Genomic DNA, 12,865 nt, shown 5'->3' with positions numbered 1-12,865 from the left:
CCGAGGGTTCAGTCGGCGCGAATCCGGGTTCTGTCGGCGAGATATGGGGTTCTGTCGGCGATCAGGGGTGCTGGACGACCGAGGCCAACGCCGGGAGCGACGCGGTGATGACGCCCAGCAGTTCGTCACGCGTGACGACCGGATCGGTGAGCCAGCTGATGGTGGTCTCCTCGACGAACGAGATCCAGCCCTGCACAGTCATCTCCACCACCGGTGTGACGTCGATGCCCAGGGCGGGCGCGTGGTCGAGAATGCGCGCCGACATCACCGCGCGAGTTCCGTCGAACACCTCGCGCATGGCAGGGTCCGCGCTCGACGACCCGCGCATGAAAGCCATATACGCCTCGCGATTGGCGCTGACGTAGTCGATGAACGCCGACATCGACCCCGACAGCATCGCCAGCGGGTCGCCGAGGGTCTCGTCGGGCGCGGTGCACTCGAGCATCTCGTCGGCCTGCGCCCGAGCGATCGCGACGTGGAACTCCTGTTTGGAGGCGAAATAGTGGAACAGTAGTGCGCGGGAGACGCCTGCGGCCTCGGCGATGGCGTCGATCGACACCAGTTCCAGCGGACGATCGCGCACCATCTGCAGGCCGAGGTCGATGAACTGGTCGCGCCGCGCTTCCGGACTCATCCGGGTCCGTTTCGCCGTCTCGGCGGAACGTTGTGTCGCAGAACCTCGGGTCACCGTCACAGCTTACGTGTCCTCTCCTGCGTTCGTTTCCGCGTATTCGTGCTGGTCCACTCCACCGTAGGCCGCTATTGATCAGAGTTCAACAAACTATTGACGCTCATTCAGTAGAACGCTACGGTGAGACCATGACAATGATCGATGTACAGATCGCCATCGTCGGGGCAGGCTTCTCCGGCCTGGGCGCAGCCATCAAGCTCAAGCAGAACGGTGTCGACGATTTCGTGATCCTGGATCGCGGGGCCGACTTCGGCGGCACCTGGCGCGACAACACCTACCCGGGGGCCGCTTGCGACGTCCCGTCGCAGCTCTACTCCTACTCATTCGCGCACAACCCGCGGTGGTCGCGCTCGTACTCACATCAGCCGGAGATCCACCGGTACATCAACGGTGTCGCCGATGAACACGGGGTGCGCAGCCACACCCGCTTCGGTACCGAGGTCGAGCGCGCCGAATGGCATGAGGACCAGCAACGCTGGATTCTCGACGTCGTCCGCGAGGGGCAGACCGAGCAGGTGCGCGCTGAGATCATGGTCGGCGCGGTCGGCCCGCTGTGCGAGCCCAACCTGCCCGACATCGACGGATTCGACGACTTCGACGGCAAGATCGTGCACTCGGCTCGGTGGGACAACGATTACGACTTCACCGGTAAGCGGGTGGCGGTGATCGGCACCGGCGCGTCGGCGATCCAGCTCGTGCCCGAACTGGCCAAGGTCGCCGGCCGCCTCGACGTCTACCAGCGCACCGCACCGTGGATCGTGCCGCGGACGGAACGTCCGTACACCGCAGCAGAGCACTGGGCGTTCGAGAACGTGCCGGGGTTCCAGACGGCGATGCGCGGCGTCGTCTACGCGGCCAACGAGGTCACCGCGTTCGGACTCACCTACTCCCCCAAGTCACTCAAACCGGTCGAGCTCATCTGCCGCGCCAACATCGCCCGGTCCATCCGCGACCGCGAGCTCAAGCGAAAAGTGACCCCCACCTTCCAGGTCGGCTGCAAGCGGATTCTGCGTTCCAACGACTGGTACCCGGCGATCGCCCGATCCAACGTCGACCTGGTCACCGATCCGATCGCGGGCGTCACCGATTCGGGCATCCGCACCGCCGACGGCCGTGTGCGCGACGTCGACGTCATCGTGGTGGCCACCGGGTTCCACGTCACCGACTCCCCGGTGTTCGGCAAGATCATCGGCACCGACGGCCGCAGCCTGGCCGGGGTCTGGGACGAGATCGGCATGCAGGGCTACAAGGGCTCGTTCGTCAACGGGTTCCCCAACATGATGCTGATGATCGGCCCGTCCACGGGTCTGGGCCACACCTCGATGGTGTACATGATCGAGTCGCAGCTGAACTACTTGGTCGACTACGTGAAAACGGTTCGCCAGCAGGGCATCACACGCACAGACGTGAAGTTCGACGCTCAGCGCGCCTATAACGCGGAGATCCAGCACAGCCTGCGCAACAGTGTGTGGGTCAACGGCGGATGTGCGTCCTGGTACAAGGATCACCACGGCAACATCACCACGCTGTGGCCCGGCTTCACGTTCAACTTCCGACGAGTCACCAAGCGTTTCGACATCGCCGCCTACGATGTGGAGCGCACTCGCAACGCCCCGGCAACCACAGACACCACCGACAAGCGGCCGGCCTCGGTCACCGCCTGAATGCCGTCGAAGGAGACACACCATGAAGGACTTTCGTGACAAGGTCGTCGTCATCACCGGCGCCGGTTCGGGAATGGGCCGCGACCTCGCGGTGAAGCTGGGCCGGATGGGCGCCAAACTCGCCATCTCCGACCTCAACCCGGAAGGCCTGGCGGTCACCGAGAAGCTGGTCGCCGAGACGGGGGCACCCGTGCACGCGCAATTGCTCAACGTCGCCGAGCGGGAGGCCGTGCTGGAGTACGCGGACACCGTGGTGGCCCATTACGGCATCGTCAACGTCATCTTCAACAATGCCGGCATCGCCCATCACGGGGAGATCGAGCGCACCGAGTTCAAGGACATCGAGCGGGTGATGGACGTCGACTACTGGGGAGTCGTCAACGGCACCAAGGCTTTCCTGCCACACATCATCGCGTCCGGAGACGGCCACATCGTCAACACCTCGTCGCTGTTCGGGCTACTGTCCGAACCCGGGCAGGCCGCCTACAACTCGGCGAAGTTCGCAGTCCGCGGCTTCACCGAGGCCCTCAACCAAGAGATGATCGTCGCCAAGCACCCGGTGAAGGTCACCTGCGTGCACCCCGGCGGTATCAAGACCGCGATCGCGCGCAACGCCACCACGTCCGGTGAGCACAACCAGAAGTCCACTGCCGAGTTCTTCGACCGCTACCTCGCCCGGATGACGTCGGCCGACGCCGCCGACGTCATCATCAACGGCGTCCGCCGCAACCGCGCCCGCGTGCTCGTCGGTACCGACGCCAAACTGCTCGACCTCTGGGTCCGCGTCGTCGCCTCGGGCTATCAGGGCGTCGTCGCCCGGATCGCCGGCTGGGCGTTGTCCAAGGCCCGCTGACCAGGCGATTGGCCGGACCGGTTCACAGACCGTGTTCGGCCAACCACTCGCCCGCGAGTTCGGCCGGGTCTGCGCCGGTGTCCACGGCGCGAGCCAGCGTTGCCAGATCCGCCGTGGTCATCTCGCCGGCGACCACATTCATCGTCTTGACCTCGTCGAGGGTGAGAGCCGCGCTGCGATAGACCGGCACCAGTTCCTCGGGTCGCGGCCCAACGTCGACGACGGCCGTCGCCGACGGCGCGGCCGAGGCTGTCGCCGATGCGGTGGCGTCGGGCACCGACACCCGCAGCGCACGAATGTCACCGACCGACCCCTCCGCGTCGTCACCCGCGACGTCGAGCGGGGTCAGGACGCCGACCGCCTGCCCCGAGGCGATCCGGTCGGCGGCCGCAGACACCGAGTCCACCGATTCCACCGGACCGAAGCGACATCCGGCCGCAGCGAACGCCGCCACCACACCCTGCTGTGGCGCACCGATCATCACCACCGGCAGGTCGGCGGGCAGCCGGCCGCAGTCGGCGAGGTCGCTCACCTGCCCGTCGTCGGCCGTCGAAGCAGCGACGAAGACCTGCGGTGTGGCGGTCACCATCGTCGCGTCACCCACCGACACCCCCTGCGGGAGTGACCGGTTGAGATCGGTGTAGACCTCCTCGGCGGTTCGTGGCTCGAGCTGCGGCGCGAGCCGGCTGAGCAGGTTTCCGCTGAATGCCGGGAACAGGTCGACGTCGAGTGTGTCCATCTCGTCGAGGAGTTGCCGGTAGTCACCGGTGTGTATTTCTGTCGACACCGGGCTACCCGCATGTCGGAGTGCGCCGGCATAGACCTGGGCCATCACGATCATCGCCGATGAGTCCGGTGCGCCCAACGTCACCTCTCGGCCCGGCGAGGTGTCCTCAGAGCACGCCAGGAGGGTCGCCGCAAGGGCACAGACCGTCAAAACAGCCGTCAGTGCGCGCTTCATCACGCGCCCCACGTTAGCCGCCCGCGGCGACGAACCCGGCGACGGAGTCGGCGATCAATTGGACCGCGATGGCGGCGAGCAACAGACCCGCGATCTTCGCCAACAACGTGATACCGCCGATGCCGAGCAGGCGGATCAGGATCGTCGAATAGCGCAGCACGATCATGACGATCAAGTGGACGCTGATGATGGCCGCGGCGATCGCCACATAGCCCCCGGCGTTACCCGCTTCGGCGCTCACCGCCACGATCACCGCTGCGATGGCGCCCGGTCCGGCCAGCAGCGGGGTCCCCAGTGGCACCAATGCCACGTTGACATCGTCGCTGGCCTCGGGTTTGCCCGCAGAGCCCAATCCGGTCAGCAACTGCAGCGCCACCAGCAGCAACAGCAGCCCGCCCGCACCCTGCAGGGACGGGATCCCGATGTGCAGATAGTTCAGGATCGCCTTGCCACCGATCGCGAACACACTGATCACCAGCAGACTGACCAGCGGAGCCTGCCAGGCGGCGCGGCGCCGGTACTCCGCCGATCGGTGGCCCACCAGGCTGAGGAACACCGGTACCTGGCCGGGCGGATCCATGATCACGATCAGCGTGATCAAAGTGGTGGTGTAGACGGTCACGTCGAAGGGCACGCGGTGATCCTACGAGTAGCATCCACCTCGTGCCCTCGATGCCGCATCTGCGGCCCGGCGGATTCGTCACGCCGCGCCGCGACAAGCGTCCGCTGCCGCGTATCCCGGTGCCCGCGGCCCGCGCGGTGGTCGACTGTGCCGTCTACGTGAACGGCGATCGCCGCCCCGGGCGGGTGTCCTACCGCGAAGCGCTGCACGAGGTGCGCGCGAGTGGCGAGGGGTACGTCTGGCTCGGCCTGCATTCCCCCGACGACGAACAGATGCAGGACGTCGGGCGGGTCTTCGGGCTGCACGAGTTGGTGGTGGAAGACGCCGTCAACGCCCACCAGCGACCGAAGCTCGAGGTCTACGACGACACCCAGTTCCTGGTGTTGCGCACGGTGAAGTACGTGGAGCACGAGTCGATGGACAAGGCCAGTGAGGTCGTCGAGACCGGCGAGATCATGATCTTCGTCGGTCCGGATTTCGTCATCACCGTCCGCCACGGCGATCACACGCACCTGTCCGGATTGCGTCGGCGGCTGGAGGCCCGGCCCACACGACTGGCGTTGGGACCGACCGCGGTGCTGCACGCGATCTCCGACCTCGTCGTGGACAGCTATCTCGCGGTCACCGATCGGATGGAAACCGACATCGTCGCCATCGAGAGCTCGGTGTTCGGGACCCAGCGCTCCCTCAACATCGACCCCGTCTACCTGCTCAAACGCGAGGTTCTGGAGTTGCGACGCGCAGTGACCCCGTTGACCGGGCCGTTGGCCCGGCTCACCGCCGACAATCCGATGGTGCCAAAGGAGATCAGGCGGCACTTCCGTGACGTCGCCGACCATCTCACCACTGTCATCGACCGGGTCGTGGAGTACGACGAGGTTCTCACCTCGTTGCTCGGTGCCGCGGCGGCGAAGGTGGGCATCCAGCAGAACACCGACATGCGCAAGATCTCGTCGTGGGTCGCGATCGCGGCCGTGCCGACCCTGGTGGCCGGGATCTATGGCATGAACTTCGAGTACATGCCAGAACTCGACGAACGCTGGGGTTATCCGACGGTGATCGTCGGACTGCTCGTCGCGTGCTCCGCGCTGTGGGTGATTTTGCGCCGACACCACTGGCTGTAGCGCCGGACGCCGACCGGCGTTTTCCTCCTAGGACCGCTCAGAGCTTCGCGGCGGCTCGCTCCGGCGACATCACGTCGATTCCGGCTTCACGCCAGGCCTCACGCAGGGCGTCGGCGCCCTTGAGCCGTACCCATGCGGCCTCGTTCGCGGTGATCGGCACGGCACGCAGGAATCGAACCGGATCCATCGGCTCCGGTAACACCAGGTCGCCGAGGTCATCGGGTTCGAGGAGCAGCGCCGTCGGTGCCGCCCCGTCCCAGACCGGTTCGGACAGGTCGACGAGGGCATCAGGGGCCAGGATGAGGCCTTCGACGGCCGGCGCCGCGGCCACCGTCGCCATCCGCTTGTGCAGGCCGGGCAACGGGGTCGACGCGTGCAATCGCACCACGACCTCGGCGCGTGGCCCCGTGACGGGGTCGGCGTGGAGATCGCTGGGTTCGCTCATCGGGTGCCGGGCGCAACCGAGGGTCACGTAGACGACATCGTCGCCGCCGGCGAACCGCAGTACCTCGATCGGCTCCACTCCCAGGAAGGTGACCGAGGCACGTTGCGGTTGCGTGGACATACGCTCGCCGAGGAACTCACTGATCCGGTCGGTGACTGCATCGCTCACGGCTCCAACCGTAGTCGCCGCGCTGACCGGCCCCGTAACCTGACAGGCGTGGTTCGTGTGCTGGCGGTGGCCGACGAGGTCGTGGAGTCGCTGACCTTCGGTGTGGGTATCGAAGGTCGGCCCGACGTCATCCTCGGTGCCGGCGACCTTCCGTTCGAATACCTGGAGGTGCTCGCCACGCTCTGCGACGCGCCGTGCGTCTTCGTACCCGGCAATCACGATCGGGATCTGTCGGGCTACCGGCAGGCACGCGCGGGCTGGGTCCGTGCCGGGTTACCGGCCGCCGAACCCGGGCCACGTGGCGCGATCAACGTCGACGGCCGCACCACGACCGTCGCCGGTCTGCGGATCAGCGGGCTCGGCGGCTGTCGGCGTTACAACAGCGGCCCCAACCAATACACCGATGTCCATCAGCGGCTGCGCTCCTGGCGGTTGACCTGCTCGCGGCCGACGCCCGACATTCTGTTGACCCACAGCCCGGCACGTGGGGTCGGGGACGGCGACGACGCCCCGCATCGCGGATTCGACTGTTATCACGGCCTCGTGCGGTCGTTGCGCCCCACCCTGTTGGTGCACGGGCATGTGCATCCGTACGGAATGCGGCCGGCCGACAAGATGATCGGCGACGACACGATCTCCATGAATGTCGTGGGCTACTGCGAGTTCGACATCGAGCCGGGCAGCCGGGAATTCCAGGTCGTGAGGCGACGACATGGCTCGTGACACCGGTTTTCCCGACGCCGACGCCGAGAACGACTTCACCCGCATGCGCAGGCATGCCGAGATGTCGCGGCTGATGGCGTGGTTCACGCGCCAACCGGCCGACGTCAACACCGTGTTGCCATTCGACGAGGTCGTCGCCGCACTCGGCCGCGTGGGCGAGACGGCGTTGGGCCTACAACAGGTCGAGGTCAGTACGATCGTCGGAAGCGTGGACCGTACCAGGGATTTCGATCGGTACTTCCGACCCACGTCGTCCCGGATCCGGGAGCGTTGGCAGCGACTGGCCGCGGCGCAGCGCCGTGGCGAATCGGTGCCGCCGGTGCAGTTGTACCGGGTGGGGTCGATGCACTTCGTCCTCGACGGCCATCACCGTGTGTCCATCGCCATCGCGCGGCACTTCCGCACCATCGACGCGTATGTGACCGAGATCCACACCCGCATCTCCGCCGACGGCATCAACGTCACCTCGGACCTACTGCTCAAGGATCATCGGCGGCTGTTCCTGTCGCGGGTTCCACTGCCCAGCGCGCAGGCCGAGGCGATCAGGCTCGCCGACCCGTTCGACTATGCGGAACTCGCGGAGAACGTGGAGGCGTGGGGGTTTCGCCTCAGCCAGGAACTCGGCGAGTATCTCGGGCGAGCCGAGGTGGCCCGCCGCTGGTTCGGCGAGGAGTTCCTACCGGTGGTGCGGATGGCGCGCCGAGCCGAGATCCGCACCGACCTCGAGAGCGACGCGGAACTGTACATGTGGCTCGCATGCGAACGGTATCGCCTGGTGCGCAAGCACATCTGGGATGACGAGATCATCCGCAAGCTGCACGAACAGGGGCATCGTCGGCGCCGGTGAACGCCCTTCGTGACGCCGCACGCTCGCTCCTCACCGACCAGGTGAAGCTACCTGCTGAGCGGTAAGAGTGACTCCCCCTCAGGCGAGACGCAGGTTCGCGCCGGAGGACTGGTCGAATACCGCGACACGCGAGGTGTCGTAATAGAGTTCGGCGTTGCTGCCGCGACTGATCGACGACTCCGGGGACACCCGCGCGATCATTTGCCCGCCACCGATGTCCACACCGCCCGCGTCGGCGGACAACTCGCTGAGCGCGTCACTCGTCGCGTGCGGGGTGTCCACCGAGAAGTAGACGTAGTTGTCCGACCCCATGTTCTCGATGACATCCACGGATGCGCTGAAGGTCGCGCCCTTCTCCCGCACCGAGGTCTCGACGAGTGCGGCATCCTCGAGATGCTCGGGCCGGATGCCGATGAGTACCTCGCCATTGCTCTGCGCGCGTTGGGCATTGGCGACCACCTGTTGGTGATCGGGAACGGAGATCGAGCCGATCGGCGTTTCGATGGAGTCGGAACCGAGCCGCCCGGGCAGGAAGTTCATCGCCGGAGAGCCGATGAATCCAGCGACGAACAGGTTGGCCGGCTCGTTGTAGAGTTCCTGCGGGGTACCGATCTGCTGCACGTATCCGCCGCGCAACACCACCACCCGATCGCCGAGAGTCATCGCCTCGGTCTGGTCGTGGGTGACATAGACGGTCGTGGTGTTCAGCCGGTTCTGCAGTCGCGCGATCTCGGTACGCATCTGCACGCGCAGCTTGGCATCGAGGTTCGACAACGGCTCGTCCATCAGGAACGCCTTGGGCGAGCGGACGATCGCACGGCCCATCGCCACGCGCTGACGCTGCCCACCGGAGAGGTTGGCGGGCTTGCGGTCGAGATACGGTCCGAGGTCGAGGATCTTGGCCGCCTCATCGACCTTGGCGGCGATCTCGGACTTGTTCATCTTCGCCAACGTCAGCGGGAAGGCGATGTTCTCCCGTACCGACATGTGCGGGTAGAGCGCATAGCTCTGAAAGACCATCGCGATGTCGCGGTCCTTGGGCGCGCGCTCGTTGACCCGCTCCCCGCCGATCCGCAGCTCGCCGGACGTGATGTCCTCGAGTCCTGCGATCATGTTCAGCGTGGTCGACTTTCCACATCCGGACGGCCCGACCAGAATGATGAACTCGCCGTCGGCGATGTCGATGTCGACCCCGTGGACCGCCGTCGACCCGTCGGGGTACTGCTTGGTTACCTTGCTCAGGGTGATCTCGGCCACGGGTTATCCCTTCACGGCGCCGGAGGTCAGGCCGGCAACGATTCGACGTTGGAAGAAGAGGACGAAGATGATGATCGGAATCGTGATGACCACGGCGGCCGCAGCGATCGACCCGGTCGGTTCCTCGAACTGTGAGTCGCCGGTGAAGTTCGCAATCGCCACCGGCGCGGTGATGGCCCGCTCGGTGGAGGTCAACGACAGCGCCAGCAGCAGGTCATTCCAGGCGAAGATGAACACCAGGATGGCGGCGGTCACGACACCCGGTGCGGCCAGCGGAGCGATCACCTTACGGAACGCCTGCCACGGCGTGGCTCCGTCCATCTTCGCCGCTTTCTCCAGCTCCCAGGGGATCTCCCGGAAGAACGCCGACAGCGTGTAGATCGCCAGCGGGAGCGCGAAGGTGATGTACGGCAGGATCAGGCCGGGCCAGGTGTCGAACAGGCCGATACTGCGCTCGATGTTGAACAACGGGGTCACCAGCGAGATCTGCGGGAACATGGCGATGAGGAGGGCGGCACCGATGAGTAGGCGCTTACCCGGGAAGTCCAGCCGGGCAACGGCATAGGCGGCCATCGTGCCGAGGATCACCGCGATCAGCGTGGTGATCAGCCCGATACCGATGGAGTTGCGCAGCGCACTGGTGAACGCGCTGGTCTCGAAGATTCCCTTGTAGTTGTCCCAGGTCCACTGCTGCGGGATGAAGTTGCCGTCCTTGATACTGCCCGGCGGCTTGAAGGACAGGCTGATGATCCAGAGCAGCGGGATGACGGCGTACAGCACCACCAGAACGTTGGCGACGGTCCACCAGACCCGATTGGACACACTCTGCGACATGTCCGGCCCTACCTCCCCTCGTTGTCAGAGCCGGGCGCGGCGGTGCCGAAGCCCTTGACGAAGATGAACGCGATGAGCGCCACACAGATGAAGATCAGGATGCTGATGGCCGAACCGATTCCGAGGTTGAATGCCTTGAACAGGTTGTCGTAACCCAACATCGACACCGAATAGGTGTTGTTGGACCCTCTGGTCAACACGTAGATGTTGTCGAAGATCCGGAACGCATCCAGGGTGCGGAACAACAGGGCCACCAGGATGGCGGGTTTCATCAAGGGGATGATGATGCGCCACAGCCGCGTCCACGCTCCTGCGCCGTCCACCTGGGCGGCTTTGAGCAGATCGTCGGGTACCAGCGCCAAACCGGCCAGCAGCAGCAGTGCCATGAACGGCGTCGTCTTCCACACCTCGGCCAGCACGATGATGGCCAGAGAAGGCCACTGTTCGGTCAACGGTGCACTGCCGTCGGGCAACAGGTTGGCGAGATACCCGGTCTCCGGCGTCCATGCGTAGTACCAGCTGAAGGCAGCGGCGACCGTCACGATGCCGTACGGGATCAGCACCACCGTCCGGATGGTGCCGCGCCCGAAGATGGTGCGATGCATGACGAGCGCGATCGCCATACCCAGCACGAGCTCGATGGCCACCGACACCACGGTGATGCCCAGTGTCACGAAGAAGGAGGTCCACCAGTAATCCGAACTCAGGACCGTCAGATAGTTGCTGAACCAGACGAACTCGCGCTCGCCTGGCGCCGACAGACTCATCTTGTTCAGCGACAACCAGAACGCGTAGATGATCGGGTACCCGGTCACCAGCAGCATCATCAGCGCGGCCGGCGCCACCAGCCAGAACGCCAGCCGACGCTCGGCGGATTTGCCTTCACTGATCGCACTCTTGCGCCGCGACGGCTCTGCCGGGTCACGGGTCGCCGTCGCGACCGCACCCTGCGGCGCGGTCGAGGCCGCTGCCGGGAACTCCGGCGCACGGCCTGCCGCGGCACCCGATTGCGGCGGGACCCAGCCCCCCGATGCCGGTGCGCCCGAGTCCGGACGGCGCGTCACCTCGGGCGGCCGAACCGAGGGCTCACGCGGGGTCGCGTCGTCGGGCATCGAATGCCGACCCGGCCGGGTCCGCGGATCGTCGTTGTCTCCCGTGGTCATGGGATCAGCCCCTCCCCGTCAATCGCGCGTTGGACCTGGTCGGCGAGTTCATCGACCATCGTCTCCGGATCCCACGCTCCGACCGGACTCAGCGTGGCGGTGACCAGTGTCGAGATGGCCTGGTAATCCGGCGATGCCGGACGCAACGCCGCGGTCTGATCGCTGAGTTGGTCTCGAATGTCGTCGCCCATCGGGTAGGCGTCCTGGAAGTCCGGGTCGTCGTAGATGGACGCGATCGTGGGCGGGGTGCCGCCCTCGATCGAATACACGCGCTGCGCATCACGATTGGTCAGGCAGGCCGCGGCCTCGAATGCCAGGTCCTGCTGTTGCGAGGTACTGGCCACTGCGATGTTGATACCGCCGAGTGTCGTCTTGGTCTGCATATCCGGACTCACACCTGGATAGGGCGCGAAGTCGAACTTGGTTCGCACCACCCGATTGACCGGAGCGAGATCGCTGTCCGCAGGCGGATTGTCCGGATCGGCGAACATCGGTCCGAACTCCGTCATCTCCGGAAAGAACGGCACGTCGCCCGCCGCGGCATTGCTGCGCATGGATGAGAAGACGAACGGCCAGTTGACCTGGTAGAGGGCGTTGCCGCTCTCCATACCCAGACGGGCCGCCGACTCGTCGGAGTTGGTCAGCGACGGGTCGTGTCCGGGCGCGGTGGCCACGGCCTTGAGTGTCCGAAGGGCCCGCAGCGTTGCCTCACGATGGGCCGGGGTGTCGTTGAGTGTCTGTTTGCTCGGATCGTCGGGATCGACGATTTCCCCACCGGCACTGGCCAGCACCGAGTTGAACCACACCATGAGGCCCTCGTATTGACGACCCTGCACCATGATGTAGCTCGGCCCGCCTTTGGCCAGCACCGCCTGGGTGTCGGCGAGCATCTCGTCCCACGTGGTCGGTGGACGGTTCTTGTTCAGGTACTCACGCAACACGTCCGGCCGGTACCAGAGCAACTGGGTGTTGGTCCAGGTGGGGATTCCGTAGAGCCGTTTCTCCGCGTCATCGTCGGTCTTCCACGTCGCGGTCTCCAGCGGGCCCCCCAGGGTGTCGCGCTCCACGTCGGCGGCCAGGTCATCGGGCACCGGGACCATCCATCCCGCGTCAGCGAATTCGGCGGTCCACACCACGTCCATGCCCATCAGGTCCAGACCGTGGTCGTTGCCGGCGAGCCGCCGTGCCAGCTGCAGGCGTTGGTCGTCGGCGGACTTGGGCAGCGGGGTGGTGACGATCTGGTAGGCGCCGTCGGATTCGGCCGAGCACTTCTGCCCGACCTTGTCGATGAACGACGCGCCGTCGGCGGGTGGATAGATGTTGATCACCCGTGGCGTGTAGCCCGAGCCGCAGGCGGTCACGATGGGTAGCGCAGTCGCCAGCGCGGCCGCCGCCACCACCAGTTTTCGCCGCAGCCCGCGCTGCCGCCTCAGATGGGTTGTCGATAGACCGGATTCGGAACTGCCAGCCCGGAACCGCACGCAGCCTCCTCGATGTCGTTCGCGGTGCAAGA

The 12,865-nt window shown here is 65.8% G+C and carries 13 protein-coding genes; 5 read left to right on the top strand and 8 right to left on the bottom strand.

The window, feature by feature from the left end; translation table 11 throughout:
• Window positions 1-61: 61 nt before the first annotated feature.
• Complete coding sequence (locus OSB52_RS12980; protein ID WP_266062129.1) at window positions 62-634, bottom strand: TetR/AcrR family transcriptional regulator; 573 nt, start codon at window positions 632-634, stop codon at window positions 62-64.
• Window positions 635-819: 185 nt separating this feature from the next.
• On the opposite strand from OSB52_RS12980, the gene OSB52_RS12975 reads away from it, so the two are divergent.
• Together OSB52_RS12975 and OSB52_RS12970 are read left to right on the top strand one after the other, a co-directional pair.
• Entirely contained in the window at window positions 820-2,355 is a 1,536-nt protein-coding gene (locus OSB52_RS12975; protein WP_266062064.1) for a flavin-containing monooxygenase, read from the top strand.
• A 22-nt stretch (window positions 2,356-2,377) separates the two neighbouring features.
• Window positions 2,378-3,208, top strand: a complete 831-nt coding sequence (locus OSB52_RS12970) for an SDR family NAD(P)-dependent oxidoreductase (protein ID WP_235723821.1) — start codon at window positions 2,378-2,380, stop codon at window positions 3,206-3,208.
• Between the two features lie 22 nt (window positions 3,209-3,230).
• Here OSB52_RS12970 and OSB52_RS12965 read toward each other — a convergent pair whose 3' ends face one another.
• Together OSB52_RS12965 and OSB52_RS12960 are read right to left on the bottom strand one after the other, a co-directional pair.
• Window positions 3,231-4,169, bottom strand: coding sequence for a glycine betaine ABC transporter substrate-binding protein (locus OSB52_RS12965; protein WP_266062128.1), 939 nt, complete (start codon window positions 4,167-4,169; stop codon window positions 3,231-3,233).
• Between the two features lie 13 nt (window positions 4,170-4,182).
• Window positions 4,183-4,803: a MarC family protein gene (locus OSB52_RS12960; protein WP_235723822.1), complete on the bottom strand. Its 621-nt coding sequence runs from the start codon at window positions 4,801-4,803 to the stop codon at window positions 4,183-4,185.
• A 38-nt stretch (window positions 4,804-4,841) separates the two neighbouring features.
• Between OSB52_RS12960 and OSB52_RS12955 the strand changes: the two genes are divergently transcribed.
• Window positions 4,842-5,915, top strand: a complete 1,074-nt coding sequence (locus tag OSB52_RS12955; protein WP_266062126.1) for a magnesium and cobalt transport protein CorA — start codon at window positions 4,842-4,844, stop codon at window positions 5,913-5,915.
• A 37-nt stretch (window positions 5,916-5,952) separates the two neighbouring features.
• Here the strand turns inward: OSB52_RS12955 and OSB52_RS12950 are convergent, their stop codons facing one another.
• A complete protein-coding gene (locus OSB52_RS12950) occupies window positions 5,953-6,528 on the bottom strand; it encodes a suppressor of fused domain protein (protein ID WP_235723823.1) in 576 nt (191 codons plus the stop codon).
• Between the two features lie 48 nt (window positions 6,529-6,576).
• On the opposite strand from OSB52_RS12950, the gene OSB52_RS12945 reads away from it, so the two are divergent.
• A complete protein-coding gene (locus tag OSB52_RS12945) occupies window positions 6,577-7,251 on the top strand; it encodes a metallophosphoesterase family protein (RefSeq protein WP_266062060.1) in 675 nt (224 codons plus the stop codon).
• Entirely contained in the window at window positions 7,241-8,098 is an 858-nt protein-coding gene (locus OSB52_RS12940) for a chromosome partitioning protein ParB (protein WP_235723825.1), read from the top strand. The genes OSB52_RS12945 and OSB52_RS12940 overlap by 11 nt, the downstream gene beginning before the upstream one ends.
• Window positions 8,099-8,176: 78 nt before the next feature.
• On the opposite strand, the gene OSB52_RS12935 is transcribed toward OSB52_RS12940, so the two are convergent.
• Genes OSB52_RS12935 through OSB52_RS12920 form a run of 4 tightly spaced genes read right to left on the bottom strand, consistent with a single transcriptional unit; the run spans window position 8,177 to window position 12,833 of the window.
• On the bottom strand, window positions 8,177-9,355 hold the full coding sequence (locus tag OSB52_RS12935) for an ABC transporter ATP-binding protein (RefSeq protein WP_266062058.1): 1,179 nt from the start codon (window positions 9,353-9,355) through the stop codon (window positions 8,177-8,179).
• Between the two features lie 3 nt (window positions 9,356-9,358).
• Window positions 9,359-10,189: a carbohydrate ABC transporter permease gene (locus OSB52_RS12930; protein WP_235723827.1), complete on the bottom strand. Its 831-nt coding sequence runs from the start codon at window positions 10,187-10,189 to the stop codon at window positions 9,359-9,361.
• 8 nt (window positions 10,190-10,197) lie between these two features.
• Window positions 10,198-11,352, bottom strand: a complete 1,155-nt coding sequence (locus tag OSB52_RS12925) for an ABC transporter permease subunit (RefSeq protein ID WP_235723828.1) — start codon at window positions 11,350-11,352, stop codon at window positions 10,198-10,200.
• Window positions 11,349-12,833, bottom strand: coding sequence for an ABC transporter substrate-binding protein (locus OSB52_RS12920; RefSeq protein WP_372475007.1), 1,485 nt, complete (start codon window positions 12,831-12,833; stop codon window positions 11,349-11,351). The genes OSB52_RS12925 and OSB52_RS12920 overlap by 4 nt, the downstream gene beginning before the upstream one ends.
• Window positions 12,834-12,865 lie beyond the last annotated feature (32 nt).

Origin of the sequence: Gordonia aquimaris (assembly GCF_026262595.1) — a bacterium.
Lineage (GTDB): Bacteria > Actinomycetota > Actinomycetes > Mycobacteriales > Mycobacteriaceae > Gordonia > Gordonia tangerina.
This window is presented reverse-complemented; position numbering and strand designations above follow the sequence as displayed.